Source organism: Pseudomonas sp. ADAK21 (assembly GCF_012935735.1).
GTDB classification, from domain to species: domain Bacteria; phylum Pseudomonadota; class Gammaproteobacteria; order Pseudomonadales; family Pseudomonadaceae; genus Aquipseudomonas; species Aquipseudomonas proteolytica.
On the sequence record NZ_CP052857.1, the window covers coordinates 3,159,168 to 3,182,724 of the forward strand.

The 23,557-nt window shown below is 59.6% G+C and carries 23 protein-coding genes; 18 read left to right on the forward strand and 5 right to left on the reverse strand.

Going from position 1 to position 23,557, the window contains the following annotated elements; all coding sequences use genetic code 11:
• Window positions 1-286: 286 nt before the first annotated feature.
• Window positions 287-997: an SIMPL domain-containing protein gene (locus tag HKK57_RS14325; RefSeq protein WP_029291927.1), complete on the reverse strand. Its 711-nt coding sequence runs from the start codon at window positions 995-997 to the stop codon at window positions 287-289.
• 225 nt (window positions 998-1,222) lie between these two features.
• On the opposite strand from HKK57_RS14325, the gene HKK57_RS14330 reads away from it, so the two are divergent.
• Both HKK57_RS14330 and HKK57_RS14335 read left to right on the forward strand, forming a co-directional pair.
• On the forward strand, window positions 1,223-2,485 hold the full coding sequence (locus tag HKK57_RS14330) for an ATP-binding protein (RefSeq protein WP_029291925.1): 1,263 nt from the start codon (window positions 1,223-1,225) through the stop codon (window positions 2,483-2,485).
• Window positions 2,478-3,038, forward strand: coding sequence for a response regulator transcription factor (locus HKK57_RS14335; RefSeq protein ID WP_029291924.1), 561 nt, complete (start codon window positions 2,478-2,480; stop codon window positions 3,036-3,038). Before HKK57_RS14330 ends, HKK57_RS14335 begins: the two co-directional genes overlap by 8 nt.
• Before the next feature lie 121 nt (window positions 3,039-3,159).
• Here HKK57_RS14335 and HKK57_RS14340 read toward each other — a convergent pair whose 3' ends face one another.
• Window positions 3,160-3,597 (reverse strand): YhcB family protein, encoded by a 438-nt coding sequence (locus tag HKK57_RS14340; RefSeq protein ID WP_029291922.1) that lies wholly within the window; start codon window positions 3,595-3,597, stop codon window positions 3,160-3,162.
• A 147-nt stretch (window positions 3,598-3,744) separates the two neighbouring features.
• Between HKK57_RS14340 and HKK57_RS14345 the strand changes: the two genes are divergently transcribed.
• From HKK57_RS14345 to zapE, 3 genes are all read left to right on the forward strand, one after another.
• Window positions 3,745-4,374: an alpha/beta hydrolase gene (locus HKK57_RS14345; RefSeq protein WP_029291919.1), complete on the forward strand. Its 630-nt coding sequence runs from the start codon at window positions 3,745-3,747 to the stop codon at window positions 4,372-4,374.
• Window positions 4,375-4,398: 24 nt separating this feature from the next.
• Complete coding sequence (locus tag HKK57_RS14350; RefSeq protein ID WP_169390324.1) at window positions 4,399-5,754, forward strand: tryptophan--tRNA ligase; 1,356 nt, start codon at window positions 4,399-4,401, stop codon at window positions 5,752-5,754.
• A gap of 79 nt (window positions 5,755-5,833) precedes the next feature.
• Window positions 5,834-6,928 carry a cell division protein ZapE gene (gene zapE / locus HKK57_RS14355; protein ID WP_029291916.1) on the forward strand — a complete coding sequence of 365 codons (1,095 nt, stop codon included), beginning with the start codon at window positions 5,834-5,836 and terminating at the stop codon, window positions 6,926-6,928.
• 129 nt (window positions 6,929-7,057) lie between these two features.
• Here the strand turns inward: zapE and HKK57_RS14360 are convergent, their stop codons facing one another.
• Window positions 7,058-7,978: a GlxA family transcriptional regulator gene (locus HKK57_RS14360; RefSeq protein ID WP_169851207.1), complete on the reverse strand. Its 921-nt coding sequence runs from the start codon at window positions 7,976-7,978 to the stop codon at window positions 7,058-7,060.
• 220 nt (window positions 7,979-8,198) lie between these two features.
• Here HKK57_RS14360 and HKK57_RS14365 point away from each other — a divergent pair, with 220 nt between their 5' ends.
• Window positions 8,199-9,335, forward strand: coding sequence for an acyl-CoA dehydrogenase family protein (locus HKK57_RS14365; protein WP_029291912.1), 1,137 nt, complete (start codon window positions 8,199-8,201; stop codon window positions 9,333-9,335).
• Between the two features lie 113 nt (window positions 9,336-9,448).
• On the opposite strand, the gene HKK57_RS14370 is transcribed toward HKK57_RS14365, so the two are convergent.
• Window positions 9,449-10,489: an NADP(H)-dependent aldo-keto reductase gene (locus HKK57_RS14370; RefSeq protein ID WP_029291910.1), complete on the reverse strand. Its 1,041-nt coding sequence runs from the start codon at window positions 10,487-10,489 to the stop codon at window positions 9,449-9,451.
• A gap of 247 nt (window positions 10,490-10,736) precedes the next feature.
• On the opposite strand from HKK57_RS14370, the gene rplM reads away from it, so the two are divergent.
• From rplM to HKK57_RS14410, 8 genes are all read left to right on the forward strand, one after another.
• Window positions 10,737-11,165 (forward strand): 50S ribosomal protein L13, encoded by a 429-nt coding sequence (gene rplM / locus HKK57_RS14375; protein ID WP_029291908.1) that lies wholly within the window; start codon window positions 10,737-10,739, stop codon window positions 11,163-11,165.
• A gap of 14 nt (window positions 11,166-11,179) precedes the next feature.
• Entirely contained in the window at window positions 11,180-11,572 is a 393-nt protein-coding gene (rpsI, locus tag HKK57_RS14380; protein ID WP_003171743.1) for a 30S ribosomal protein S9, read from the forward strand.
• A 267-nt stretch (window positions 11,573-11,839) separates the two neighbouring features.
• Window positions 11,840-12,433 (forward strand): ubiquinol-cytochrome c reductase iron-sulfur subunit, encoded by a 594-nt coding sequence (gene petA, locus HKK57_RS14385; protein WP_029291905.1) that lies wholly within the window; start codon window positions 11,840-11,842, stop codon window positions 12,431-12,433.
• Entirely contained in the window at window positions 12,433-13,644 is a 1,212-nt protein-coding gene (locus tag HKK57_RS14390; RefSeq protein WP_003188526.1) for a cytochrome b, read from the forward strand. The genes petA and HKK57_RS14390 overlap by 1 nt, the downstream gene beginning before the upstream one ends.
• Complete coding sequence (locus HKK57_RS14395; protein WP_029291902.1) at window positions 13,644-14,423, forward strand: cytochrome c1; 780 nt, start codon at window positions 13,644-13,646, stop codon at window positions 14,421-14,423. Before HKK57_RS14390 ends, HKK57_RS14395 begins: the two co-directional genes overlap by 1 nt.
• 150 nt (window positions 14,424-14,573) lie before the next feature.
• Window positions 14,574-15,191, forward strand: coding sequence for a glutathione S-transferase N-terminal domain-containing protein (locus tag HKK57_RS14400; protein ID WP_027604841.1), 618 nt, complete (start codon window positions 14,574-14,576; stop codon window positions 15,189-15,191).
• Between the two features lie 17 nt (window positions 15,192-15,208).
• Entirely contained in the window at window positions 15,209-15,625 is a 417-nt protein-coding gene (locus HKK57_RS14405; protein WP_029291899.1) for a ClpXP protease specificity-enhancing factor, read from the forward strand.
• A 150-nt stretch (window positions 15,626-15,775) separates the two neighbouring features.
• Window positions 15,776-16,525 carry a FadR/GntR family transcriptional regulator gene (locus HKK57_RS14410; RefSeq protein ID WP_029291897.1) on the forward strand — a complete coding sequence of 250 codons (750 nt, stop codon included), beginning with the start codon at window positions 15,776-15,778 and terminating at the stop codon, window positions 16,523-16,525.
• Between the two features lie 48 nt (window positions 16,526-16,573).
• On the opposite strand, the gene HKK57_RS14415 is transcribed toward HKK57_RS14410, so the two are convergent.
• Window positions 16,574-17,728, reverse strand: coding sequence for a phospholipase (locus HKK57_RS14415; protein ID WP_169390325.1), 1,155 nt, complete (start codon window positions 17,726-17,728; stop codon window positions 16,574-16,576).
• Between the two features lie 228 nt (window positions 17,729-17,956).
• Between HKK57_RS14415 and kdgD the strand changes: the two genes are divergently transcribed.
• From kdgD to garD, 4 genes are all read left to right on the forward strand, one after another.
• Entirely contained in the window at window positions 17,957-18,868 is a 912-nt protein-coding gene (gene kdgD, locus HKK57_RS14420) for a 5-dehydro-4-deoxyglucarate dehydratase (protein WP_029291893.1), read from the forward strand.
• Between the two features lie 54 nt (window positions 18,869-18,922).
• Window positions 18,923-20,368 (forward strand): aldehyde dehydrogenase family protein, encoded by a 1,446-nt coding sequence (locus HKK57_RS14425; RefSeq protein ID WP_169390326.1) that lies wholly within the window; start codon window positions 18,923-18,925, stop codon window positions 20,366-20,368.
• Window positions 20,369-20,488: 120 nt separating this feature from the next.
• A complete protein-coding gene (locus tag HKK57_RS14430; RefSeq protein WP_029291889.1) occupies window positions 20,489-21,853 on the forward strand; it encodes an MFS transporter in 1,365 nt (454 codons plus the stop codon).
• A 12-nt stretch (window positions 21,854-21,865) separates the two neighbouring features.
• Entirely contained in the window at window positions 21,866-23,419 is a 1,554-nt protein-coding gene (gene garD, locus HKK57_RS14435; protein WP_169390327.1) for a galactarate dehydratase, read from the forward strand.
• Window positions 23,420-23,557: the final 138 nt, after the last annotated feature.

A 23,557-nucleotide genomic window follows, 5' to 3' on the forward strand; every position in this document is an offset into this window, starting at 1 on the left:
GCGCTCCCATCCTCCCTGTGAGAATTCGAATGAAGTTGCCTATATGTCCGTGTCTTAGACATAGGTATTTGTCTGTGGGGATGTTTTATTAAATGTCTAGTTTGTTGGAGAAGTTTGGTTTAGCTAGGTGGCAGGGCGCCGGGGAAGGGTTCAATTTTTATGCTTGGGCTTTAGGTGCGGTTGATCGTTTAAGTAAACCCCTACATCGTTCGTCTTGTTATCGAACGGCAGGCCAAAAAAAACGGCACAAGCTATTAGGCTGTGCCGTCTTTGTAGATTGAAACGCTTACTGTAAAACTTCAATCACCCCGTCCGCACTCATGCTGACTTGGCTGGTGCCCGCCTCGACCTCAGGCGTCGGCGCTGAATCCATCGCCGCAGCCTTCATCATCATGCCGCCGCGGGCATAAGGCTGTGGATAACCATTAGTGTTGAAGTTCAGGTTGACGATCTTGTAACCCTTGCCACCCAGCGCATCAGTGGCCAATTGCGCGCGGGCCTTGAATGCAGCGACCGCTTCCTTGAGCAGCGCATCTTCGCTGGCCTTGCGGGTCGGGTTGGCGATGGCGAAGTCCATACTGTCCATTTTCAGATTGGTCAGCATCTCGCCGGTGAGCTTGGACAGCGCCGCGAAGTCCGAGCTTTCCATGCGCAATTCGGCGCGTTCACGCCAGCCGGTGATCTTCTGGTTCTTGTTGTCGTAGATCGGGTAGCTGTTGCGGCTGCCCTGGCGCAGGGTGACGCCCTTGACTTCGCGGGCCTGGGCCAGCGCCTTGTTCATGGTGGTGGTGATCTCGGCGGCCAGCTTGGCCGGGTCGGTGTTCTGGGACTCGGTGTACAGGGTGACGATCATCTGGTCACGGGCCACTTCCTGGCTGACTTCGGCCCGCAGGGAAATCTGGTTGTAGTGCAGTTGATCGGCAGCCAGCACGGGCAGGCTGGCGACGCTGCCAACGCTGAGGGCAATAAGGGCGGCACTGCGAGTGAAACGTGACATGGAAGCTCCTTGAGGGTGATCGTGTTCGGTAAGACTGTAGACGGGGGATTCGGGTTCGGCGGGTTACAAATTCTCTACACCTTGGCGCAATGCCGACGAACGGTCATTTTGCGTCCGGCGTTCCTGATTGTGTGACCTGCGTCAAAGGGCCACACACACGCTGTCGATACCCTGGCTTCGTTTATACTCCTTGCGATCCGCCTGGAGCGCTCATCAGGAGAGCTCATGCTCGCCCCCGTACAACTGACTTCCGCCACTCGCCAGAACCTCTGGCGCCTGACGTTTATCCGCACCCTGGTCCTGGCCGCCCAAGCCGGTTCCGTGGGGCTTGCCTATTGGTTTGAGCTGCTGCCGTTGCCCTGGCTGCAACTGTGGGTGACTTTGGCTTTTTCCACGGTGTTGTGTGTGTTCACGGCCATCCGCCTGCGCACCACGTGGCCGGTGACAGAGCTGGAGTATGCCCTGCAACTGGCCTGTGACCTGTTTATCCACAGTGTGTTGCTGTATTTCTCCGGTGGCTCCACCAACCCGTTCGTTTCCTATTATCTGGTGCCGCTGACCATTGCCGCCGTGACGTTGCCGTGGCGCTACTCGGTGATCCTGTCGGGTATTGCCCTGGCGCTCTACACCTTGTTGCTGGCGCAATTCTATCCCCTGGAAACCTTCCCGATCGCCCGGGAAAACCTGCAGATCTACGGCATGTGGCTGAGCTTCGCGCTGTCGGCAGCCGTGATCACGTTTTTCGCTGCGCGTATGGCCGAAGAGCTGCGGCGCCAGGAAGAACTGCGTGCTATCCGTCGCGAAGAAGGCTTGCGTGACCAGCAACTGTTGGCCGTGGCGACCCAGGCCGCCGGCGCGGCCCATGAGCTGGGTACGCCGCTGGCAACCATGAGCGTGCTGATCAAGGAAATGCGCCAGGACCATCACGACCCGGCGCTACAGGACGACCTCGGCGTGCTGCAGGAACAGGTCAAGCAGTGCAAGCAAACCTTGCAACAACTGGTGCGTGCCGCGGAAGCCAACCGGCGCCTGGCGGTGGATATGCAGGACGTCACCCAGTGGTTGGACGAAGCCTTGAACCGCTGGCACCTGATGCGCCCCGAAGCCAGTTACCGCTTCCACCTGTTGGGGCAGGGTGCAGTGCCTCGCATGGCGCCACCGCCGGATCTGACCCAGGCGTTGCTGAACCTGTTGAACAATGCAGCCGATGCCTGCCCGGAAGGGCTGGAAGTGCAGTTGGACTGGGATTCGGAAAACCTCACCATCAGCATTCGCGACCACGGTGCCGGTGTGCCGCTGGCGATTGCCGAACAGATCGGCAAGCCATTCTTTACCACCAAGGGCAAGGGCTTCGGCCTGGGCCTGTTCTTGAGCAAGGCCAGCGTGACCCGCGCTGGCGGCTCGGTGAAACTTTACCCCCATGAGGAAGGCGGCACGCTCACCGAGCTGCGCCTGCCCCGTGCTGCACGAGGAGACATCGATGAGTGACGAGATCCAAGTCGAAGGCGAAGAACTGCCGCACCTGTTGCTGGTAGATGATGACGCCACCTTTACCCGCGTAATGGCGCGAGCCATGAGCCGCCGCGGGTTTCGCGTCAGCACCGCAGGCTCCGCCGAAGAAGGCCTGACCATCGCCCAGGCCGACCTGCCGGACTACGCGGCACTGGACCTGAAAATGGACGGCGACTCCGGCCTGGTGCTGCTGCCCAAGCTGCTGGAACTGGACCCGGAAATGCGCGTGCTGATCCTTACCGGGTATTCCAGCATTGCCACCGCCGTCGAGGCGATCAAGCGCGGCGCCTGCAATTACCTGTGCAAGCCGGCCGATGCCGATGATGTACTGGCAGCGCTGCTCTCCGAACACGCCGACCTCGACACCCTGGTGCCGGAAAACCCGATGTCGGTGGACCGCCTGCAGTGGGAGCACATCCAGCGTGTGTTGACCGAGCATGAAGGCAACATCTCGGCTACCGCCCGAGCGTTGGGCATGCACCGTCGCACCTTGCAGCGCAAGTTGCAGAAGCGCCCGGTACGCCGCTGAGGGCCGCCAACTCAACATGTAGGAGCCGGCTTGCCGGCTCCTACATGTTGAGTTGCGTGCATTCAACAAAAAGCCCGGCTGATCATCGATCAGCCGGGCTTTTTTTACGCTTGAAAACGACTTACTTCTTCAAACCGTAATGCTCATCCAGCATGCCGGGGGCGTTCGGCGTTTTTGGCGCGTAGTCCCGTGGCGGCTCCTGATTTTCCCTTGGCGGGGTCAGGCGCTCCCGCGGGGCTTGCGTGGCATCGGAATGCAGCGCGGCCAGCAGGCGCTGACGTGTGATGTCGTCCAGGGCCAGGCGGTTGGCGCCATCGGCGAGGTGATCCTGTACTTCCTGGTAGCTCTGGGTGAGCTTCTTGACCAGGGTCGCGGTGCTGTTGAAGTGGGTAACAACCTCGTTCTGATAACTGTCAAAACGTTCCTGAATGTCATCCAACTGACGCTGCGTGCGGTTAGGCGCGGCATTCGGCAGCAGGCGAGCAACCAGGAATCCAATGGCGACACCGGCAACCAGGGCAAGAGTCGGCAACAACCAAACTAAGAGCGAGTGTTCCACGAGTCCTTCCTCTATAAACGGCTTTGCTTTACGTTAACGGCTCGGACCTGCGCTGTATACCGCGATTAAGCTCGCAATGATGCCATGCACAGACTTTTAGCTAGACGAGTCGACCCCTTGAGAGGTCACGGAGTTCATTCCTTGCTCATGCGTGAAACCCCCGTTTTGATCGATGGCCCGGTAGGCCAATTGGAAGCCCTGTATCTGGATCACCCCGAGCCACGTGGCCTGGCGCTGATCTGCCACCCCAACCCGGTGCAGGGCGGCACCATGCTCAATAAAGTCGTATCGACCTTGCAGCGCACCGCCCGCGATGCCGGTTTGATTACTTTGCGTTTCAATTACCGTGGCGTGGGTGCCAGTGCCGGTACCCACGACATGAGCAGTGGTGAAGTGGACGACGCCGAAGCGGCGGCCGGTTGGCTGCGTGAAAAGCACCCGGGCCTGCCCATCACCTTGCTGGGTTTCTCGTTCGGTGGTTTTGTTGCTGCAAGCCTGGGCGGGCGCCTGGAAGCCAAGGGCGAAAAACTCGCGCACCTGTTCATGGTGGCTGCGGCGGTCATGCGTTTGCGTGATGAGGACGTGCTGCCACAGGACTGCCCGTTGACCCTGATCCAGCCGGAAACCGACGAAGTGGTCGACCCGCAGACCGTCTACGACTGGTCCGCGGCCCTGAAACGCCCCCATGAGCTGCTGAAAGTGGCAGAATGCGGGCACTTTTTTCATGGCAAGCTCACCGATCTCAAGGATCTGGTGCTGCCGCGCCTTTCGAATTGATAGCAGTCTGATAAGCGATTACCCATGACGACTCGTACCCGTATCCTCACCGGCATCACCACCACCGGCACCCCGCACCTGGGCAACTACGCCGGTGCCATCCGCCCGGCGATCCTCGCCAGCCAGGATGCCAATGCCGATTCGTTCTACTTCCTGGCCGACTACCACGCCCTGATCAAGTGCGATGACCCGCAGCGCATCCAGCGCTCGCGTATGGAAATCGCCGCGACCTGGCTGGCGGGTGGCCTGGATGTGAACCGGGTGACGTTCTATCGTCAGTCCGATATCCCACAGATCCCCGAGCTGACCTGGCTGCTGACCTGCGTCGCGGCCAAGGGCCTGCTCAACCGCGCCCACGCCTACAAGGCCTCGGTGGACAAGAACCTGGAAAACGGCGAAGACCCGGATGCCGGGATCAGCATGGGCCTGTACAGCTACCCGGTGCTGATGGCAGCAGACATCCTGATGTTCAACGCGCACAAGGTGCCGGTCGGCCGCGACCAGATCCAGCACGTGGAAATGGCCCGTGATATCGGCCAGCGTTTCAACCACCTGTTTGGCAAGGGCCGTGAGTTCTTCACCATGCCCGAGGCGTTGATCGAAGAAAGCGTCGCCACCTTGCCGGGCCTGGATGGGCGCAAGATGTCGAAAAGCTACGACAACACCATCCCGTTGTTCACCACCGCCAAGGACATGAAGGACGCGATCTCGCGGATCGTCACCGACTCCCGCGCGCCGGGTGAGGCCAAGGATCCGGACAACTCGCACCTGTTCACCTTGTACCAGGCGTTCGCCACCCCTGAACAGGAACAGCAACTGCGCCGCGAACTGCTCGATGGCCTGGGTTGGGGCGAGGCGAAGAACCGTCTGTTCCAACTGCTGGACGGCCAGTTGGGCGAAGCCCGCGAGCGCTACCATCAATTGATGTCGCGCCCTTCGGACATGGAAGACCTGTTGCTGGTCGGCGCCAAGAAAGCCCGCGCCGTGGCCGCTCCATTCCTGCAAGAGCTGCGCGAAGCCGTGGGCCTGCGTTCGTTCGTCAACCAGGCGAGCGAAGCTGCCAGCGTCAAGAAGAAGGCAGTCAAGGCCGCACGGTTTGTCAGCTTCCGTGAAGACGACGGCAGCTTCCGTTTCCGCCTGCTGGCGGCTGACGGCGAGCAACTGCTGTTGTCGCGCAACTTTGCCGACGGCAAGGCGGCGGGTGCTGCCACCAAGCAGTTGCAGTCCGGACAGGCGCTGGATGTGCGCAGTGAGGCCCTGGGCTTCAGTGTGTGGCTCGAAGGCGCCTGTGTCGCCGACAGCCCGGCCTTTGCCGATGCGGCTGCGCGGGATGCCGCCATCGAAGCTGTGCGTGTGGCATTGACCCCCATCGAGGACTGACCCGACCAAGGGTTGATTGCCATTATCCGGGGCCGTCGTTACAGTGACGGCCCGTTTTTGTTGCCTTGCTAACGAAATTATGACGCCCCTAGAACGATATCAAGCTGATCTGAAGCGCCCCGACTTCTTCCATGATGCGGCCCAGGAAACGGCGGTGCGCCATTTGCAGCGCCTGTACGAAGACCTGGTCGCGGCCTCGCAGAGCAAGCCCGGGATGCTCAGCAAGTTGTTTGGCAAGAAAGACCAGGTGCCGGTCAAGGGCCTGTATTTCTGGGGCGGCGTGGGCCGGGGCAAGACGTACCTGGTCGATACCTTCTTCGAAGCGCTGCCGTTCAAGGAAAAATCGCGCACGCACTTCCACCGCTTCATGAAGCGTGTGCACGAAGAGATGAAGACCCTGCACGGCGAGAAAAACCCGCTGACCATCATCGCCAAACGCTTCTCCCAAGAGGCGCGGGTGATCTGCTTCGATGAGTTCTTCGTGTCCGATATCACCGACGCGATGATCCTTGGCACCCTGATGGAAGAGTTGTTCAAGAACGGCGTGACCCTGGTCGCCACCTCGAACATCGTGCCCGACGGCCTGTACAAGGACGGCCTGCAACGCGCGCGCTTCCTGCCGGCCATCGCCCTGATCAAGCAGCACACCGATATCGTCAACGTCGACAGCGGCGTCGACTACCGTCTGCGTCACCTTGAGCAGGCGGAACTGTTCCACTTCCCCCTCGACGAAGCGGCCCATGAAAGCCTGCGCAAGAGCTTTCGCGCGCTGACGCCGGAATGCACCCAGGCGGTGGAAAACGATAAGTTGATCATCGAAAATCGCCAGATCATCGCCCTGCGCACCTGTGACGACGTGGCCTGGTTCGACTTCCGCGAACTGTGCGACGGCCCGCGCAGCCAGAACGACTACATTGAACTGGGCAAGATCTTCCATGCCGTGATCTTGAGTGGCGTGGAGCAAATGAGCGTCACCACCGACGACATCGCCCGGCGCTTTATCAACATGGTCGATGAGTTCTACGACCGTAACGTCAAGCTGATCATTTCAGCTGAAGTCGAACTCAAGGACCTCTACACCGGCGGTCGCTTGAACTTCGAATTCCAGCGCACCTTGAGTCGTTTGCTGGAAATGCAGTCCCACGAGTTCCTGGCGCGGGCGCACAAGCCTTAGGCAAACACCGAACCAAAATGTGGGGGCGGGCTTGCTCGCGAATGCGGTGTATCAGTCGACTTATTCGTTAACTGACACACCGCATTCGCGAGCAAGCCCGCTCCCACATTTGATTGTGCCCGGCTTTAGTTAGGCGGCCTGCTGGAACTGCTGGCGATACTGGTTCGGCGACAACTCCGTGTGCTGCCTGAACAGCCGCGCAAAGAAGCTCGCATCGTCGTAACCCACCTCGTAGCTGATGGTCTTGATGCTCTTGCGGCTGCCCGACAACAACCCCTTGGCGGTCTCGATCCGCAGGCGTTGCAGGTAGTGCAGCGGCTTGTCGCCGGTCGCGGTCTGGAACCTGCGCATAAAGTTGCGGATGCTCATGCCGTGTTCGCGGGCGACGTCTTCAAAGCGGAACTTGTCGGCGAAGTGCTCTTCGAGCCAATGCTGGATCTGCAGGATGATCACGTCCTGGTGCAGCTTTTGCCCGCCAAACCCGATGCGCCCCGGTGCGTAGCTGCGCTGCACTTCGTAGAGAATGTCGCGGGCCACGGCCTGGGCGATGTTGGCGCCGCAGAAACGCTCGATCAGATAGATATAAAGATCGCAGGCCGATGTCGTGCCGCCGGCGCAGTACAGGTTGTCGGCGTCGGTCAGGTGCTTGTCCTGATTGAGCTGGACCTTGGGGAAGCGCTCGCTGAACGCATTGAAGAAGCGCCAGTAGGTGGTCGCCTCCTTGCCATCAAGCAGGCCGGCTTCGGCGAGCCAGAACACCCCGGTGGCCTCACCGCACAGCACTGCACCCCGGGCATGCTGCTCACGCAGCCATGGCAGGATCTGCGGGTAGCGTTTGCTCAGGGCGTCGAAGTCATCCCAGAAGGCTGGGAGCACAATGATGTCGGCGTTTTCCAGGCCGCCGTCCACCGGCATGATCACATCGCTGAAGCTACATACCGGTTGCCCGTCGGGGCTGACAAGGCGGGTTTCAAAGGCTGGCGTGAGGCCCAGGCCTTGCTGTTTGCCGTAACGCAGGCTGGCGAGGTGGAAAAAATCCTTGGCTTGCATGAGGGTTGAAGCAAACACCCGATCAATGGCCAAAATGCTGACGCGCCGCAGGGGCGTGGAGACGAGGCTAGACATAATTTCGATTATTCTTATAGGGGAAAGTGGTCAACTAACGGCTGGATCGTCTTATTTTTTGTCGCATGTGTCCAGTGTCCTGTGACGTCCGTGCAGCTTAGGCTCTGTGATCTTGTTTTTGTCTGACAATCGACGCAGGTGACCCATGATTCCCAGAACCTTGTTCAGCTCCGAGCACGAACTCTTCCGTCAGAGCGTGCGCACCTTCCTTGAAAAGGACGCGGTGCCGTTCCATGCGCAATGGGAAAAGCAGGGGCATATTGATCGCAATCTGTGGAGCAAGGCGGGGGAGGCGGGCATGCTCTGTTCCCATCTGCCGGAAGAATACGGCGGCCTGGGCGCCGACTTTCTCTATAGCACCGTGGTGATCGAAGAGATCGGCCGCCTGGGGCTGACCGGGATTGGCTTCTCCCTGCATTCGGACATTGTTGCGCCGTATATCCTGCATTACGGCAGCGAGGCGCTGAAGCACAAGTACTTGCCCAAGTTGGTGTCCGGGGAAATGGTCACCGCGATTGCCATGACCGAGCCGGGCGCCGGCTCCGACCTGCAAGGGGTCAAGACCACCGCCGTGTTGGATGGCGACGAATATGTGATCAACGGCTCCAAGACCTTTATCACCAACGGCTTCCTGGCGGACCTGGTGATTGTGGTGGCCAAGACCGACCCCAAGGCTGGCGCCAAAGGCACCAGCCTGTTTCTGGTCGAGGCCAATACGCCGGGGTTCGACAAGGGCAAGCGCCTGGAAAAGGTCGGGATGAAGGCCCAGGACACCTCCGAGCTGTTCTTTCAGGATGTGCGCGTGCCCAAGGAGAACCTGCTGGGCCAGGCGGGGATGGGCTTTGCCTACCTGATGCAGGAATTGCCCCAGGAGCGCCTGACCGTGGCCATCGGCGCCCTGGCCTCGGCCGAAGCTGCATTGCAATGGACGTTGGACTACACCCGCGAGCGCAAGGCGTTTGGCAAGGCGATTGCGGACTTTCAGAATACCCGCTTCAAGCTGGCGGAGATTGCCACCGAGGTGCAGATCGGCCGGGTGTTTGTCGACAAGTGCCTGGAACAGCACCTGCAAGGCAAGCTGGACGTGCCTACGGCGGCGATGGCCAAGTATTGGACCACTGACCTGCAATGCAAGGTGCTCGACGAGTGCGTGCAGTTGCACGGCGGCTACGGCTTCATGTGGGAATACCCGATCGCCCGGGCCTGGGCGGATGCGCGCGTGCAGCGCATTTATGCGGGGACCAACGAGATCATGAAGGAGATCATTGCGCGGGCGCTTTGAATCTTTAGTGCTTTTGAGGGCGCTATCGCAGGCAAGCCAGCTCCCACATTTTGATGTGTGAACACATTCGAATGTGGGAGCGGGCTTGCTCGCGAAGGCGGCCTAAAGGTCAATCAAGGCGCAGGGTTGGGATGATCCTTCTGAATCGCCTCAATCCCCTCCAGCACCTCTTTCGACAGCTTCAGGTCGGCACTGGCGATGTTGCTATCCAACTGCGCAAGCGTCGTGGCGCCAATGATATTGCTGGTCACAAACGGCTGCTGCGTCACAAACGCCAAGGCCATCTGCGCCGGGTCCAGGCCGTGCTCGCGGGCCAGGGCCACGTAACGGCTGCACGCGGCTTCCGATTGCGGGTTGAAGTAGCGGCTGAAGCGGCTGTACAGGCTCAAGCGGCCCTTGGCCGGCCGTGCGCCGCCTTCGTACTTGCCGCTGAGCATGCCGAACGCCAGGGGCGAGTAAGCCAGCAAGCCACATTGCTCGCGGATGGCGATCTCCGCCAGGCCCACTTCAAAGCTGCGGTTGAGCAGGTTGTAGGGGTTCTGGATCGACACTGCGCGGGTCCAGCCACGGGCCTCGGCCAGGGCCAGGAACTTCATGGTGCCCCAGGGCGTTTCATTGGACAGGCCGATGTGGCGGATCTTGCCGGCCTTGACCTGCTCGTCGAGGGCTTCGAGGGTTTCTTCCAGGGGCGTCAGGTCGGGCTCTTCCTGGTGCTTGTAGCTCAGTTGGCCGAAGAAGTTGGTGCTGCGTTCCGGCCAGTGCAACTGGTACAGGTCGATCCAGTCGGTCTGCAGGCGCTTGAGGCTGGCATCCAGGGCGTCGACGATATGTTTGCGGTTGTGCTTGAGGTGGCCATCGCGGATGTAGTCGATGGTATTGCCGGGGCCGGCGATCTTGCTGGCGAGGATCCAGTCGGCGCGGTCGCCACGGCTCTTGAAGTAATTGCCGATGTAGCGCTCGGTGGTGGCATAGGTGTCGGCCTTGGGCGGCACCGGGTACATCTCTGCGGTATCGAGGAAGTTGATCCCCGCGCCTTTGGCCCGCTCAATCTGCGCGAAGGCCTCTGCCTCGGTGTTCTGCTCACCCCAGGTCATGGTCCCGAGGCAGATCTCGCTCACGTTCAGATCGGTCCGGCCCAGCTGTCGATACTTCATCGGGTGCTCCTTCGGGAAAACAATCATAAAAGCAGGTTGAATTTTTTTTCGCAATCTGCATAATTGCCCACCTCTTTCTGCAGTGGAAGTGATGCGCCGCCTGCCGAAGAATCTTGCCGTTGAACGGACGCGCTGACCCGAGCCCCCGATAGCGTCTGTATCCGGCTGCCTTTGACTTGTCAAAGTACGCACTATTCAGTAAGATCCGCCGTCTAATTTACAGGGCGGCCCCTGAGGCTATTAAAGAATGACAACTTTTACTGCAAAACCGGAAACAGTTCAGCGCGACTGGTTTGTCGTCGACGCCGCTGGTCAGACCCTGGGTCGTCTGGCCACTGAAGTCGCCAGCCGTCTGCGTGGCAAGCACAAGCCTGAGTACACCCCTCACGTTGATACCGGTGACTACATCGTAATCATCAACGCTGAGCAGGTTCGTGTAACCGGCAACAAAGCAAGCGACAAAATGTACTACCGTCACTCCGGTTTCCCAGGCGGTATCAAGTCTTCGAACTTCGAAGGCCTGATTGCCAAGAAGCCTGAAGCCCCGATCGAGATCGCGGTTAAAGGTATGCTGCCGAAGGGCCCACTGGGTCGCGACATGTATCGCAAGCTGAAAGTCTATGCGGGCGCTGCTCACCCTCATGCTGCTCAGCAGCCCCAAGAACTGAAGTTTTAACGGAATAGTTCATTATGTCGGCGACTCAAAATTACGGCACTGGCCGTCGCAAAACCGCAACCGCACGCGTTTTCCTGCGTCCGGGCACTGGTAACATCTCGATCAACAACCGCACTCTGGACAACTTCTTCGGCCGCGAAACTGCCCGCATGGTAGTTCGTCAGCCGCTGGAACTGACCGAGACCGTTGAAAAGTTCGACATCTACGTCACCGTTATCGGTGGCGGTGTAAGTGGTCAAGCTGGCGCAATCCGCCACGGTATCACTCGCGCTCTGATGCAGTACGACGAAACCCTGCGCGGCGCTCTGCGCAAAGCTGGCTTCGTGACTCGTGATGCCCGTGAAGTTGAACGTAAGAAAGTCGGTCTGCGTAAAGCGCGTAAGCGTCCGCAGTACTCGAAGCGTTAATTCGCTTTACGTTCCACAAAAACGCCCAGCCTCCTCACGGAGCTGGGCGTTTTTTATTGCCCGCGTTTTGTGCGGGTTTTTTCTGTGTGACAACTTGCCACATCCGTAGACCCCCTATACTACAAGGCTTGGGGCTTAGGCTCCGGGTAATTACCTTGTCAGAGGTGGGGCTTTTCATTACCATTCGGCAAAATTTTTATAAGTTCAGATTTAATACTTAGTAGACGCCTGATTTAACAGGCCAAAAAGCTGATGGGAGAGGACTGAATGAGCAATGACGGCGTGAATGCAGGCCGGCGTCGCTTCTTGGTAGCAGCCACATCCGTGGTGGGTGCTGCAGGAGCGGTGGGGGCTGCGGTCCCGTTCGTGGGGTCATGGTTTCCCAGTGCCAAGGCGAAAGCCGCAGGTGCACCGGTGAAGGTGAATGTCAGCAAGATCGAGCCAGGCCAGCAGATGATTGCTGAGTGGCGCGGCCAGCCAGTATTCATCGTTCGTCGTACCGAGGAAATCCTGGGGAATCTGAAGAAGATCGAGGGCCAGCTGTCTGACCCCGAGTCCAAGAATTCCGAACAACCCGCCTACGCCCAAAACGAAGTGCGTTCGATCAAGCCAGAGATCCTGCTGCTGGTCGGTCTTTGCACCCACCTGGGCTGCTCGCCGACCTTCCGCCCGGAAGTCGCGCCAGTGGATCTGGGCAAGGACTGGGTCGGGGGCTATTTCTGCCCTTGCCACGGTTCCCACTACGACCTGGCCGGTCGCGTCTACAAATCCCAGCCTGCCCCGTTGAACCTGCCGGTTCCGCCGCACAACTACGAATCTGACGACGTTATTGTCATTGGTGTCGATAAGGAGAGCGCGTAATGAGCAAGTTCATGGATTGGGTGGATGCGCGCTTCCCCGCCACCAAAATGTGGGAAGACCATCTCAGCAAGTATTACGCGCCGAAGAACTTCAACTTCTTCTATTTCTTTGGTTCCCTGGCATTGCTGGTACTGGTCAATCAGATCGTTACCGGTGTCTGGCTGACCATGAGCTACACCCCGTCGGCGGAAGAAGCATTCGCCTCCGTCGAATACATCATGCGTGATGTCGAGTACGGCTCGATCCTGCGCCTGCTGCACTCCACTGGCGCTTCGGCGTTCTTCATCGTGGTCTATCTGCACATGTTCCGTGGCTTGCTCTACGGGTCGTACCAGAAGCCACGTGAGCTGGTGTGGGTGTTTGGCATGCTGATCTACCTGGCGCTGATGGCAGAGGCCTTCATGGGCTACCTGCTGCCTTGGGGCCAGATGTCCTATTGGGGTGCCCAGGTGATCATCTCGCTGTTTGGCGCGATCCCGGTCATCGGCAATGACCTGACCCAGTGGATCCGTGGTGACTACCTGATCTCGGGCATCACCCTGAACCGCTTCTTTGCCTTGCATGTGGTGGCCTTGCCGATCGTGATTCTCGGCCTGGTAGTGCTGCACATCCTGGCGCTGCACGAAGTGGGTTCGAACAACCCGGACGGCGTGGACATCAAGAAGCACAAGGACGAGAACGGCATTCCGCTGGACGGCATTCCATTCCACCCTTACTACACCGTCAAGGATATCGTCGGCGTGGTGGTGTTCCTGTTTGTGTTCTGCTCGATCGTGTTCTTCTTCCCGGAAATGGGCGGCTATTTCCTTGAGAAGCCGAACTTCGAACAGGCGAACGCCTTCAAGACCCCGGAACACATTGCCCCGGTCTGGTACTTCACGCCGTTCTACGCCATTTTGCGGGCGATCCCCGACAAGCTCATGGGCGTTATCGCCATGGGTGCAGCCATTGCCGTGCTGTTCGTGTTGCCGTGGCTTGACCGTAGCCCGGTCAAGTCCATGCGCTACAAAGGCTGGCTGAGCAAGATCTGGCTGTGGGTGTTCTGCATCTCGTTCGTGATCCTGGGCGTGCTGGGCGTATTGGCGCCAACCCCTGAGCGGACGTTGTTGTCGCAGGTCTGCACCTTCCTGTACTTCGCCTACTTCATTCTGATGCCGTTCTACACCCGGCTCGAGAAGACAAAACCGGTTCCGGAAAGGGTGACTGGCTGATGAAAAAATTATTTGCTGCATTGATTCTTGCTGCCCTGCCGGTATTGTCCTTCGCGGCCGAGCACGGCGCGGAACTGGAAAAAGTCGACATCGACGTTTCTGACAAGGCTGCCATGCAAGACGGCGCCCGTACGTTCGCCAACTACTGCATGGGCTGCCACAGCGCCAAGTTCCAGCGTTACGAGCGGGTTGCCGACGACCTGGGTATCCCCCATGAGCTGATGCTCAAGAACCTGGTGTTCACCGGCGCCAAGATTGGTGACCACATGAACATCGGCATGCAACCGGCCGACGCCAAGGCCTGGTTCGGGGCTGCACCGCCCGACCTGACCCTGGTAGCGCGCGTACGCGGCACCGACTGGCTGTATGGCTACCTGAAGTCGTTCTACGAAGACCCTACACGTCCATGGGGCGTGAACAACAAGGTGTTCCCGAACGTCGGTATGCCTAACGTGCTGGTCGGCCTGCAAGGGCGTCAGGTGGTAGGATGCAAGCAGGTTCAAGTCGTGGAAAACGGCAAGAAGCAATATGACCCGCTGACCGGCACACCGTTGACCCATGAGGCCTGTGATCAACTGACCATCGTGCCCAAGAGCGGGGCGCTGAACGAGGAGCAGTTCGACGAGAAGGTCAAGAACCTGGTGACCTTCCTGGCGTACTCCGCCAACCCGGTCAAACTGGAGCATCAACGCATCGGTACCTATGTGTTGCTGTACCTGGCTTTCTTCTTCGTATTCGCTTATTTGCTCAAGCGTGAATACTGGAAGGATGTGCATTGATCCAACCTTAGGCAATTGCTGTTAATCTTGCGCGCCCAGCGACGTCTCTGAACGGGTAACGCTCTGGTTGATCCAGGTGTTACGGGAGATGCTTTCTGGGCGCGCTCGTTTTTGAGCTTTCGATAATTTCAACAAGCGAGGAGGACCGCCATGGGCGTGACCAACCGGTTGGCCTGTTACTCCGACCCCGCCGACCACTATTCCCACCGAGTACGCATCGTGCTCGCAGAGAAGGGTGTCAGCGCCGAGATCATCAGTGTGGAGGTGGGTCGTCATCCGCCGAAACTGATCGAAGTGAACCCTTACGGCAGCTTGCCCACCCTGGTCGATCGTGACCTGGCGTTGTGGGAGTCAACCGTGGTGATGGAATATCTGGATGAGCGTTACCCCCATCCACCTTTGCTGCCGGTGTATCCGGTGGCGCGTGCCAACAGCCGCTTGCTGATCCATCGGATCCAGCGTGACTGGTGTGGGCTGGTGGATCTGATTCTGGATACACGCAGCAAAGAAGCGGCCCGTGTGCAGGCGCGCAAGGAATTGCGCGAGAGCCTGACCGGCGTTTCACCGTTGTTCGCCGACAAACCTTTTTTCCTCAGTGAGGAACAAAGCCTGGTGGATTGCTGCCTATTACCCATACTCTGGCGTTTGCCGATTTTGGGCATTGAATTGCCGCGGCCTGCCAAGCCGCTGCTTGATTACATGGAGCGCCAGTTTGCGCGTGAGGCTTTCCAGGCAAGTCTGTCTGGCGTCGAACGTGATATGCGCTAAGGCTTAAGGAGCCGTTGATGAACTCCAGTCGACCTTATCTGGTCCGCGCGCTCTATGAGTGGATTGTGGATAACGATTGCACCCCGCACATGCTGGTCAATTCCGAGTTTCCTGCGGTGCAGGTGCCACAAGGTTTTGCCAGTGACGGACAGATTGTCCTGAACGTTTCGCCCAGTGCCGTACGCCAACTGCACATGGACAATGAAGCGGTCAGCTTTGAAGGGCGTTTTGGTGGGGTACCCCATACGCTCTATGTGCCCATCGGCGCGATCCTGGGCATTTATGCCCGGGAAAATGGCCAGGGCATGGTGTTTGATCTGGAGTCGTCGCTTGACGACGACGAAGCGATCGAAGTTGAAGATGACGACCTGCCGCCGCCTGACTCCGAGCCGCCGCGCCCTACGGGCCGGCCGAGCTTGAAAGTGGTGAAGTGATGGAGCATGCGCCTGCGGGCACGTGCTGAAAAAGTGCCCCGGCTTTGGCCGGGGTATTTTTTTGCGCGCTACAAAGTCGCGGTGAGCGGTGATCGTACAACCTGCTTGGGCTATGATGCGCCTTCAGATCATCGAGATAATTGGTTACCCATGGAAAACCTCAGCACCGCCCCGCGTCTTCCCCGCAAGCGTCGCAGCCTTGCCCAGGAACTGGTCACGGTGTTGTCCGAGCAGATCCGCGACGGCCAGCTCAATCGTGGGGATAAGTTGCCCACCGAGTCGGCGATCATGGAAGCCCATGGGGTCAGCCGTACGGTGGTGCGCGAGGCGATCTCGCGCCTGCAGGCGGCCGGGCAGGTGGAGACCCGGCATGGCATCGGCACCTTTGTGCTGGATACACCGAGCCCCAGCGGGTTCCGGATCGATCCGGCGACGGTGGTGACGTTGCGCGATGTGTTGGCGATTCTGGAACTGCGCATCAGCCTGGAAGTGGAATCCGCCGGCCTCGCGGCCCAGCGTCGCAGCGACGAACAGTTGGCCGCGATGCGCGCCGCCCTCGATGCCTTGAATGAAAGTGCGGCGCACGCCAGCGATGCAGTGGCGTCGGACTTCCAGTTCCATCTGCAGATTGCGTTGTCCACCGGCAATCGCTACTTCACCGATATCATGACGCACCTGGGCACCAGCATTATCCCGCGCACCCGCCTGAACTCAGCGCGCCTGGCCCATGATGACCAGCAGCACTACATGAGCCGCCTGAGCCGTGAGCACGAAGAAATTTACGAAGCGATCGCCCGCCAGGATTCGGATGCGGCGCGAGCGGCGATGCGCCTGCACCTGACAAACAGCCGCGAGCGGTTGCGCCAGGCACATGAAGAGGCGCAGGCGCAGCGCGGCTGATGCTCGTCGATGGCGCAGACGCCGGCGTCCCGGCATCTGCGCCTGGTTTCAGGCTGGCGTATTGGGTGTGTAGTTTTGCAGCAGCAGGTAGGTGCTCCAGCCCCACCAATCATTCGTCCACTGTTTGTCGTTGAGGTTGTTGACGTCCTTGCGTCGCAGCACCTTGTCGCCCTCGGCCTTGAACAGCGGTGAGAAGTTAGTGCTCGGGTTGTTCACCGCATTCAGGTCCGGCACATACAGCGGTGCCTTGTACGTGGCCGGGGAGGGCAGGATGCCACTGACATAGGCCTCGAAAATCTCATCGGCCGAGACCTGCACCGCGCGTTTGACCTGAGCGCGGTTGGCCGCATCATTGCTGTCGAAATAGCGTTTGTCGCCATAGGCGTGCCACTCATCGCCCAGTGCGTTGCGTACCTTGAGCCCGAACTTGCTGTCTTCGTCATGCATAAAGCGGCTGATCAACGACCCCAGCTCACCCGGTGTGACTACGCGAGCCAGTTGCTTGCGCGGTACGCGCAGGTGCCCCGCGGAAAACAGGTCGGTCAAAAAGTGATCAGCAAAACTGTTCATGGCATAAGCCAGTTCCAATTGCTGGTCGCTGCCACTTTGGTGGGCGACGACCGCTTGTTGCAGGGCGCCGGTATGCCCTGCCAGATAGGCTGACAGCGCCCATTCGCCGAAATGATCGGCGTTGTCGGCGGCCAGCTTAAGGTAGCGCCCCAAGGGCACCATGGCTGAAACGACGCTGCCGCCGCCGGTGATGCGGTTCCACTCTTCAGACAACGTATCTCCGAGTGCGTCATAGGCTTCATGGGCCTGCTTACCCTCCTTGATGGCCTGCTTGACCGCGTTGATCTCCTTTTGCATGACCGCGAGAATTTTGCCCGCTTCGTCCCGCGACGCCGGCAGCGTGGCCAGGGAGTTGAACGCGGCGGTAAAGCGCTGCACGCGCTCGGCTGGCGATGCACCGTCGCTGATGGGCTGGCCGGGGATCCCATAGAAATCACCGCTCAGGGCGATGATCTGGCCATAGGTCAAAGCCAGGCCATTAGGCAGATGCAGTTTGACCTGAGCCCCCGGAATAGAGGGCTCGCCCTGTACGAACCGCAGTAGCGTCTCATCGCCAATAGCGGTGTGCTCGCCGCCTTCGAAGCGTAGGGAGGGGAGGGGCTTGCGGGTGATGACCGATTCAAGTTCTGACATGTTAGCTCCTTGCTATGTCGTAGGATTCTTCCTTGATAGCTGTGTGTATATACAGCTATCGCAAGAATAGCGGAGCAATTTCCTACGTCAAGGGGCTTGTCAGTAAACGTCCTCGAGACCCATGCAAGTCGACCAAATAGTGTTGACGAATATTTTTATAGTTGTACGATGACGTACGACAACAAAAACCATTCCCCAGTATCAGTCGTTATCCAGGGTGTTCGAATAATGAATCCACAAGAACTGAAGTCCATCCTTTCCCACGGTCTGCTGTCTTTCCCGGTCACCGATTTCAATGCCCAGGGTGATTTCAACCAGGCGGGTTACATCAAGCGTCTGGAGTGGCTGGCCCCCTACGGCGCCACTGCCTTGTTCGCGGCAGGCGGCACCGGTGAGTTTTTCTCCCTGGCAGCCAGTGAATATTCCCAAGTGGTGAAAACCGCCGTTGATACCTGCGCCACCAGCGTGCCGATCCTCGCCGGTGTCGGCGGCTCCACGCGCCAAGCCATCGAATACGCCCAGGAAGCCGAGCGCCTGGGGGCCAAGGGCCTGCTGCTGCTGCCGCACTACCTGACCGAAGCCAGCCAGGACGGCGTCGCCGCCCACGTCGAGGCGGTGTGCAAGTCGGTAAAAATTGGTGTGGTGGTGTACAACCGCAACGTCTGCCGCCTGACCGCGCCACTGCTCGAACGCCTGGCCGAACGTTGCCCGAACCTGATCGGCTACAAGGATGGCCTGGGCGATATCGAACTGATGGTGTCGATCCGCCGTCGCCTGGGCGATCGTTTCAGCTACCTGGGCGGCCTGCCGACCGCCGAGGTTTACGCCGCTGCCTACAAGGCGCTTGGCGTCCCGGTGTATTCCTCGGCGGTGTTCAACTTCATTCCCAAAACCGCGATGGACTTCTACCACGCGATTGCCCGGGAAGATCACGCCACTGTCGACAAGATCATCGACGACTTCTTCTTGCCTTACCTCGACATCCGTAACCGCAAGGCCGGCTATGCCGTGAGCATCGTCAAGGCGGGTGCAAAAATCGCCGGCTATGACGCAGGCCCAGTGCGCACCCCGCTGACCGATCTGCTGCCAGAAGAATATGAAGCCCTGGCCGCGCTGATCGACAAGCAAGGTGCGCAATAACCCATGAATAAAGCCGCTGAGTGATCAGCGGCTTTTTGCGTCAGGAGAAGATTCGTGTCCCAAGCCAAGCGTTTTGACAACTACATCGGTGGCCAGTGGGTGGCCGGTGCTGACTACTCAAGCAATATCAACCCCTCGGACCTGTCGGATGTGATCGGCGAATTTGCCAAGGCCGATCTGGCCCAGGTCGACGCCGCCATCGACGCCGCGCGCGCGGCGTTCCCGGCGTGGTCGACTTCCGGCATCCAGGCCCGGCATGACGCCTTGGATAAAGTCGGCAGCGAGATCCTCGCCCGTCGCGAAGAACTCGGTACGCTGCTGGCCCGCGAAGAGGGCAAGACCCTGCCGGAAGCCATCGGCGAGGTGACCCGCGCCGGCAATATCTTCAAGTTCTTTGCCGGTGAGTGCCTGCGCCTGTCCGGTGATTACCTGCCGTCGGTGCGCCCAGGGGTGAATGTCGAAGTCACCCGTGAAGCCTTGGGCGTGGTGGGTCTGATCACCCCGTGGAACTTCCCGATTGCCATCCCCGCCTGGAAAATCGCCCCGGCCCTGGCCTATGGCAACTGCGTGGTGCTCAAACCGGCCGACCTGGTGCCCGGCTGCGCCTGGGCCCTGGCAGAAATCATCTCCCGCGCCGGCTTCCCCAGTGGCGTGTTCAACCTGGTGATGGGCAGTGGTCGCGTGGTCGGCGATGCGCTGGTCAACAGTTCGAAGGTCGATGGCATCAGCTTCACCGGTTCCGTGGGCGTGGGGCGGCAGATCGCGGTCAGCTGCGTGTCGCGCCAGGCCAAGGTGCAGTTGGAAATGGGCGGCAAGAATCCGCAGATCATTCTCGACGACGCTGACCTCAAGCAGGCCGTCGAACTGTCGGTGCAGAGTGCCTTCTACTCCACTGGCCAGCGCTGCACGGCATCGAGTCGCTTTATCGTGACGGCCGGGATTCATGACCGGTTTGTCGCGGCCATGGCCGAGCGTATGCAATCGATCAAGGTCGGCCATGCCCTGCATGCCGGTACGGATATCGGCCCGGTCGTGTCCCAGGCCCAGTTGGACCAGGACTTGAAGTACATCGATATCGGCCAAGGCGAAGGCGCGCGGTTGGTCAGCGGTGGTGGCCTGGTGACCTGCGACACCGAGGGCTATTTCCTGGCGCCGACACTGTTTGCCGACAGCGAGGCCGCCATGCGTATCAGCCGTGAAGAAATCTTCGGCCCAGTGGTCAACGTGGTGCGCGTAGCGGACTACGAGGCGGCGCTGGCCATGGCCAATGACACCGAGTTCGGCCTGTCGGCGGGCATCGCGACCACCTCGCTCAAGTATGCCAACCACTTCAAGCGCCACTCCCAGGCCGGGATGGTGATGGTCAACCTGCCGACCGCAGGTGTGGATTATCACGTTCCCTTTGGTGGCCGGAAGGGTTCATCCTACGGTTCGCGTGAGCAAGGTCGCTATGCGCAAGAGTTCTACACCGTGGTGAAAACCAGCTACATCGGCTCATAAACCCAGCCCTGGAAAGAGGGGATTTCTGTAGGAGCGAGCAAGCTCGCTCCTTCAAGAGCCAGCGTTACGCAACACACAACAATTACCCGCAAAAAAAATAATTAGTGGGAGTACATCTACATGCAAGCGACCAAGCCGACGCACGTCCGTTATTTGATCTTGCTCATGCTGTTCCTGGTGACGACGATCAACTACGCCGACCGCGCCACCATCGCCATCGCAGGTTCCAGCCTGCAAAAAGACCTCGGCATCGACGCCGTCACCCTCGGTTACATCTTCTCTGCTTTCGGTTGGGCCTACGTGGCCGGGCAAATCCCTGGCGGTTGGCTGCTGGACCGGTTCGGTTCGAAAAAAGTCTATGCCCTGAGCATCTTCACCTGGTCGCTGTTCACCGTGCTGCAAGGCTATGTCGGTGAATTCGGGGTCTCCACCGCGGTGGTTGCGCTGTTTATGTTGCGGTTCCTGGTGGGCCTGGCAGAGGCACCTTCTTTTCCCGGCAATGCGCGCATTGTCGCGGCCTGGTTCCCCACCGCCGAGCGCGGCACGGCCTCGGCAATCTTCAACTCGGCGCAGTACTTCGCCACGGTATTGTTTGCACCCTTGATGGGGTGGATCGTATACAGCTTCGGCTGGCAGCACGTATTTATCGTGATGGGCGTGATCGGCATCGTGTTCTCCCTGATCTGGCTGAAAGTGATCTACAGCCCGCGTCAGCACCCGCTGATCAACGAGGCCGAGTTCAATCACATCGCTGCCAATGGGGCGATGGTCGATATGGATCAGGACAAGGCCAAGGGTAAGAAAACCGACGGGCCGAAGTGGGATTACATCCGTCAGTTGCTGACCAATCGCATGATGCTCGGGGTGTACCTGGGCCAGTACTGCATCAACGGCATTACCTACTTCTTCCTGACCTGGTTCCCGGTGTACCTGGTACAGGACCGTGGCATGACCATCCTCAAGGCCGGCTTCATCGCGTCGCTCCCGGCGATCTGCGGCTTTATCGGCGGCGTGCTGGGCGGGGTGATTTCCGACTACCTGTTGCGCAAGGGCCATTCCCTGACTTTCGCGCGCAAGGCACCGATCATTGCCGGCTTGCTGGTTTCCAGCAGCATCATTGCCTGCAACTACGTGGATGTGGAATGGATGGTCGTTGGCTTCATGGCCCTGGCCTTCTTCGGCAAAGGCGTTGGCGCACTGGGTTGGGCGGTTGTGTCTGACACCTCGCCAAAACAAATCGCCGGCCTCAGCGGCGGCCTGTTCAACACGTTTGGCAACCTGGCTTCCATCACCACGCCAATCGTGATTGGCTACATCATCAGCACCACCGGTTCGTTCAAGTGGGCCCTGGTGTTCGTCGGCGCCAATGCGCTGGTAGCAGTATTCAGTTACCTGGTGATTGTCGGCCCGATCAAGCGTGTGGTGCTCAATGAGCCGCCGAGCAAAGGCCCCGAGTTGACTAACCTTTCCCAAGCGCAATCCTGAAGGGGCCGTGTGATGCAGTTGATTGAACATGCCGACTCGCCGCGCTCCATCCGTTTGCACGAGCGCGACAATGTAGTGATTGTGGTCAACGACCAGGGCGTGCCGGCCGGGACCGAGTTCCCGGACGGCCTGGTGACCGTGGAGTTCATTCCCCAGAGCCACAAGGTGACCCTGGAAGATATCCCCCAAGGCGGTCAGATCATTCGCTATGGCCAAACTATCGGTTACGCCTTGCAGCCGATACCGCGCGGCAGTTGGGTCCAGGAAGACCAACTGCGTATGCCCACCGCGCCGCCGCTGGACAGCTTGCCGCTGTCCACCGAAGTGCCCGACGCCCAGGCGCCCTTGGAAGGTTTCACCTTCGAGGGCTATCGCAATGCGGATGGCACCGTGGGCACGCGCAATATCCTTGGCATCACCACTACTGTGCAGTGCGTGACCGGCGTGCTGGACCATGCGGTCAAGCGCATCAAGGACGAGTTGCTGCCCAAGTACCCGCATGTCGATGACGTGGTGGCACTGACCCACAGCTATGGTTGCGGCGTGGCCATCACCGCCGCCGACGCCTATATCCCGATCCGCACCGTGCGCAATCTGGCGCGCAACCCGAACCTGGGTGGCGAAGCGTTGGTGATCAGCCTGGGCTGCGAGAAGTTGCAGGCCGGGCAGGTGATGCACGACAACGACAGCTCGGTGGACCTCAGTGAACCGTGGCTGTATCGCCTACAGGACGCCAGCCACGGTTTTACCGAAATGATCGAACAGATCATGGAACTGGCCGAAACCCGCCTGAAAAAACTCGACCTGCGCCGGCGGGAAACGGTATCGGCTGCGCAACTGATCCTCGGCATGCAATGTGGGGGGAGCGACGCGTTTTCCGGGATCACCGCCAACCCGGCGCTGGGCTACGCCTCGGACCTGTTGCTGCGGGCCGGGGCGACGGTGATATTTTCCGAAGTGACTGAAGTGCGCGACGCCATTTACCTGCTGACTTCCCGCGCCGAAAACCAGGAAGTCGCCCGCGAACTGGTGCGGGAAATGGACTGGTACGACCGCTACCTGGCCAAGGGCGAGGCCGATCGCAGCGCCAACACCACGCCGGGCAACAAGAAGGGCGGCCTGTCGAACATTGTCGAGAAGTCTCTGGGCTCCATCGTCAAGTCCGGTAGCAGCGCGATCAATGGTGTGCTCGGGCCGGGTGAGCGGTTCAAGGGCAAAGGCCTGATCTTTTGCGCGACGCCGGCCAGCGATTTTGTCTGTGGCACCTTGCAACTGGCGGCGGGGATGAACCTGCATGTGTTCACCACGGGGCGGGGCACGCCCTATGGGTTGGCGATGGCCCCCGTGGTGAAGGTTTCGACCCGTACGGAGTTGGCGCAGCGCTGGCCAGACCTGATCGATATCGATGCCGGAAGGATCGCGACTGGGCGTGCGACCATCGAGGAGTTGGGGTGGGAGTTGTTCCACTTCTACCTGGACGTGGCCAGCGGCAAAAAGCAGACCTGGGCCGAGCAGCATAAGCTGCACAATGACATCACCTTGTTCAACCCGGCGCCTATTACCTGAGACCGAGTTGCCTGTATTCGCGAGCAAGCCCGCTTCACACATTCCTGTAGGAGCACGGACAAAAATGTGGGAGAGGGCTTGCTCGCGAAAGCGGTCTGTCAGGCGGCGCTGGGCTGTTTGGCTTATCATTAGCCACCT

Excerpts from the sequence above, each read along its gene's own strand:
- HKK57_RS14325 (WP_029291927.1), bottom strand. The coding sequence starts at position 997 with ATGTCACGTTTCACTCGCAGTGCCGCCCTTATTGCCCTCAGCGTTGGC.
- HKK57_RS14330 (WP_029291925.1), top strand. The coding sequence starts at position 1,223 with ATGCTCGCCCCCGTACAACTGACTTCCGCCACTCGCCAGAACCTCTGG.
- HKK57_RS14335 (WP_029291924.1), top strand. The coding sequence starts at position 2,478 with ATGAGTGACGAGATCCAAGTCGAAGGCGAAGAACTGCCGCACCTGTTG.
- HKK57_RS14345 (WP_029291919.1), top strand. The coding sequence starts at position 3,745 with ATGCGTGAAACCCCCGTTTTGATCGATGGCCCGGTAGGCCAATTGGAA.
- HKK57_RS14350 (WP_169390324.1), top strand. The coding sequence starts at position 4,399 with ATGACGACTCGTACCCGTATCCTCACCGGCATCACCACCACCGGCACC.
- zapE (WP_029291916.1), top strand. The coding sequence starts at position 5,834 with ATGACGCCCCTAGAACGATATCAAGCTGATCTGAAGCGCCCCGACTTC.
- HKK57_RS14360 (WP_169851207.1), bottom strand. The coding sequence starts at position 7,978 with ATGCAAGCCAAGGATTTTTTCCACCTCGCCAGCCTGCGTTACGGCAAA.
- HKK57_RS14365 (WP_029291912.1), top strand. The coding sequence starts at position 8,199 with ATGATTCCCAGAACCTTGTTCAGCTCCGAGCACGAACTCTTCCGTCAG.
- HKK57_RS14370 (WP_029291910.1), bottom strand. The coding sequence starts at position 10,489 with ATGAAGTATCGACAGCTGGGCCGGACCGATCTGAACGTGAGCGAGATC.
- rplM (WP_029291908.1), top strand. The coding sequence starts at position 10,737 with ATGACAACTTTTACTGCAAAACCGGAAACAGTTCAGCGCGACTGGTTT.
- rpsI (WP_003171743.1), top strand. The coding sequence starts at position 11,180 with ATGTCGGCGACTCAAAATTACGGCACTGGCCGTCGCAAAACCGCAACC.
- petA (WP_029291905.1), top strand. The coding sequence starts at position 11,840 with ATGAGCAATGACGGCGTGAATGCAGGCCGGCGTCGCTTCTTGGTAGCA.
- HKK57_RS14390 (WP_003188526.1), top strand. The coding sequence starts at position 12,433 with ATGAGCAAGTTCATGGATTGGGTGGATGCGCGCTTCCCCGCCACCAAA.
- HKK57_RS14395 (WP_029291902.1), top strand. The coding sequence starts at position 13,644 with ATGAAAAAATTATTTGCTGCATTGATTCTTGCTGCCCTGCCGGTATTG.
- HKK57_RS14400 (WP_027604841.1), top strand. The coding sequence starts at position 14,574 with ATGGGCGTGACCAACCGGTTGGCCTGTTACTCCGACCCCGCCGACCAC.
- HKK57_RS14405 (WP_029291899.1), top strand. The coding sequence starts at position 15,209 with ATGAACTCCAGTCGACCTTATCTGGTCCGCGCGCTCTATGAGTGGATT.
- HKK57_RS14410 (WP_029291897.1), top strand. The coding sequence starts at position 15,776 with ATGGAAAACCTCAGCACCGCCCCGCGTCTTCCCCGCAAGCGTCGCAGC.
- HKK57_RS14415 (WP_169390325.1), bottom strand. The coding sequence starts at position 17,728 with ATGTCAGAACTTGAATCGGTCATCACCCGCAAGCCCCTCCCCTCCCTA.
- kdgD (WP_029291893.1), top strand. The coding sequence starts at position 17,957 with ATGAATCCACAAGAACTGAAGTCCATCCTTTCCCACGGTCTGCTGTCT.
- HKK57_RS14430 (WP_029291889.1), top strand. The coding sequence starts at position 20,489 with ATGCAAGCGACCAAGCCGACGCACGTCCGTTATTTGATCTTGCTCATG.
- garD (WP_169390327.1), top strand. The coding sequence starts at position 21,866 with ATGCAGTTGATTGAACATGCCGACTCGCCGCGCTCCATCCGTTTGCAC.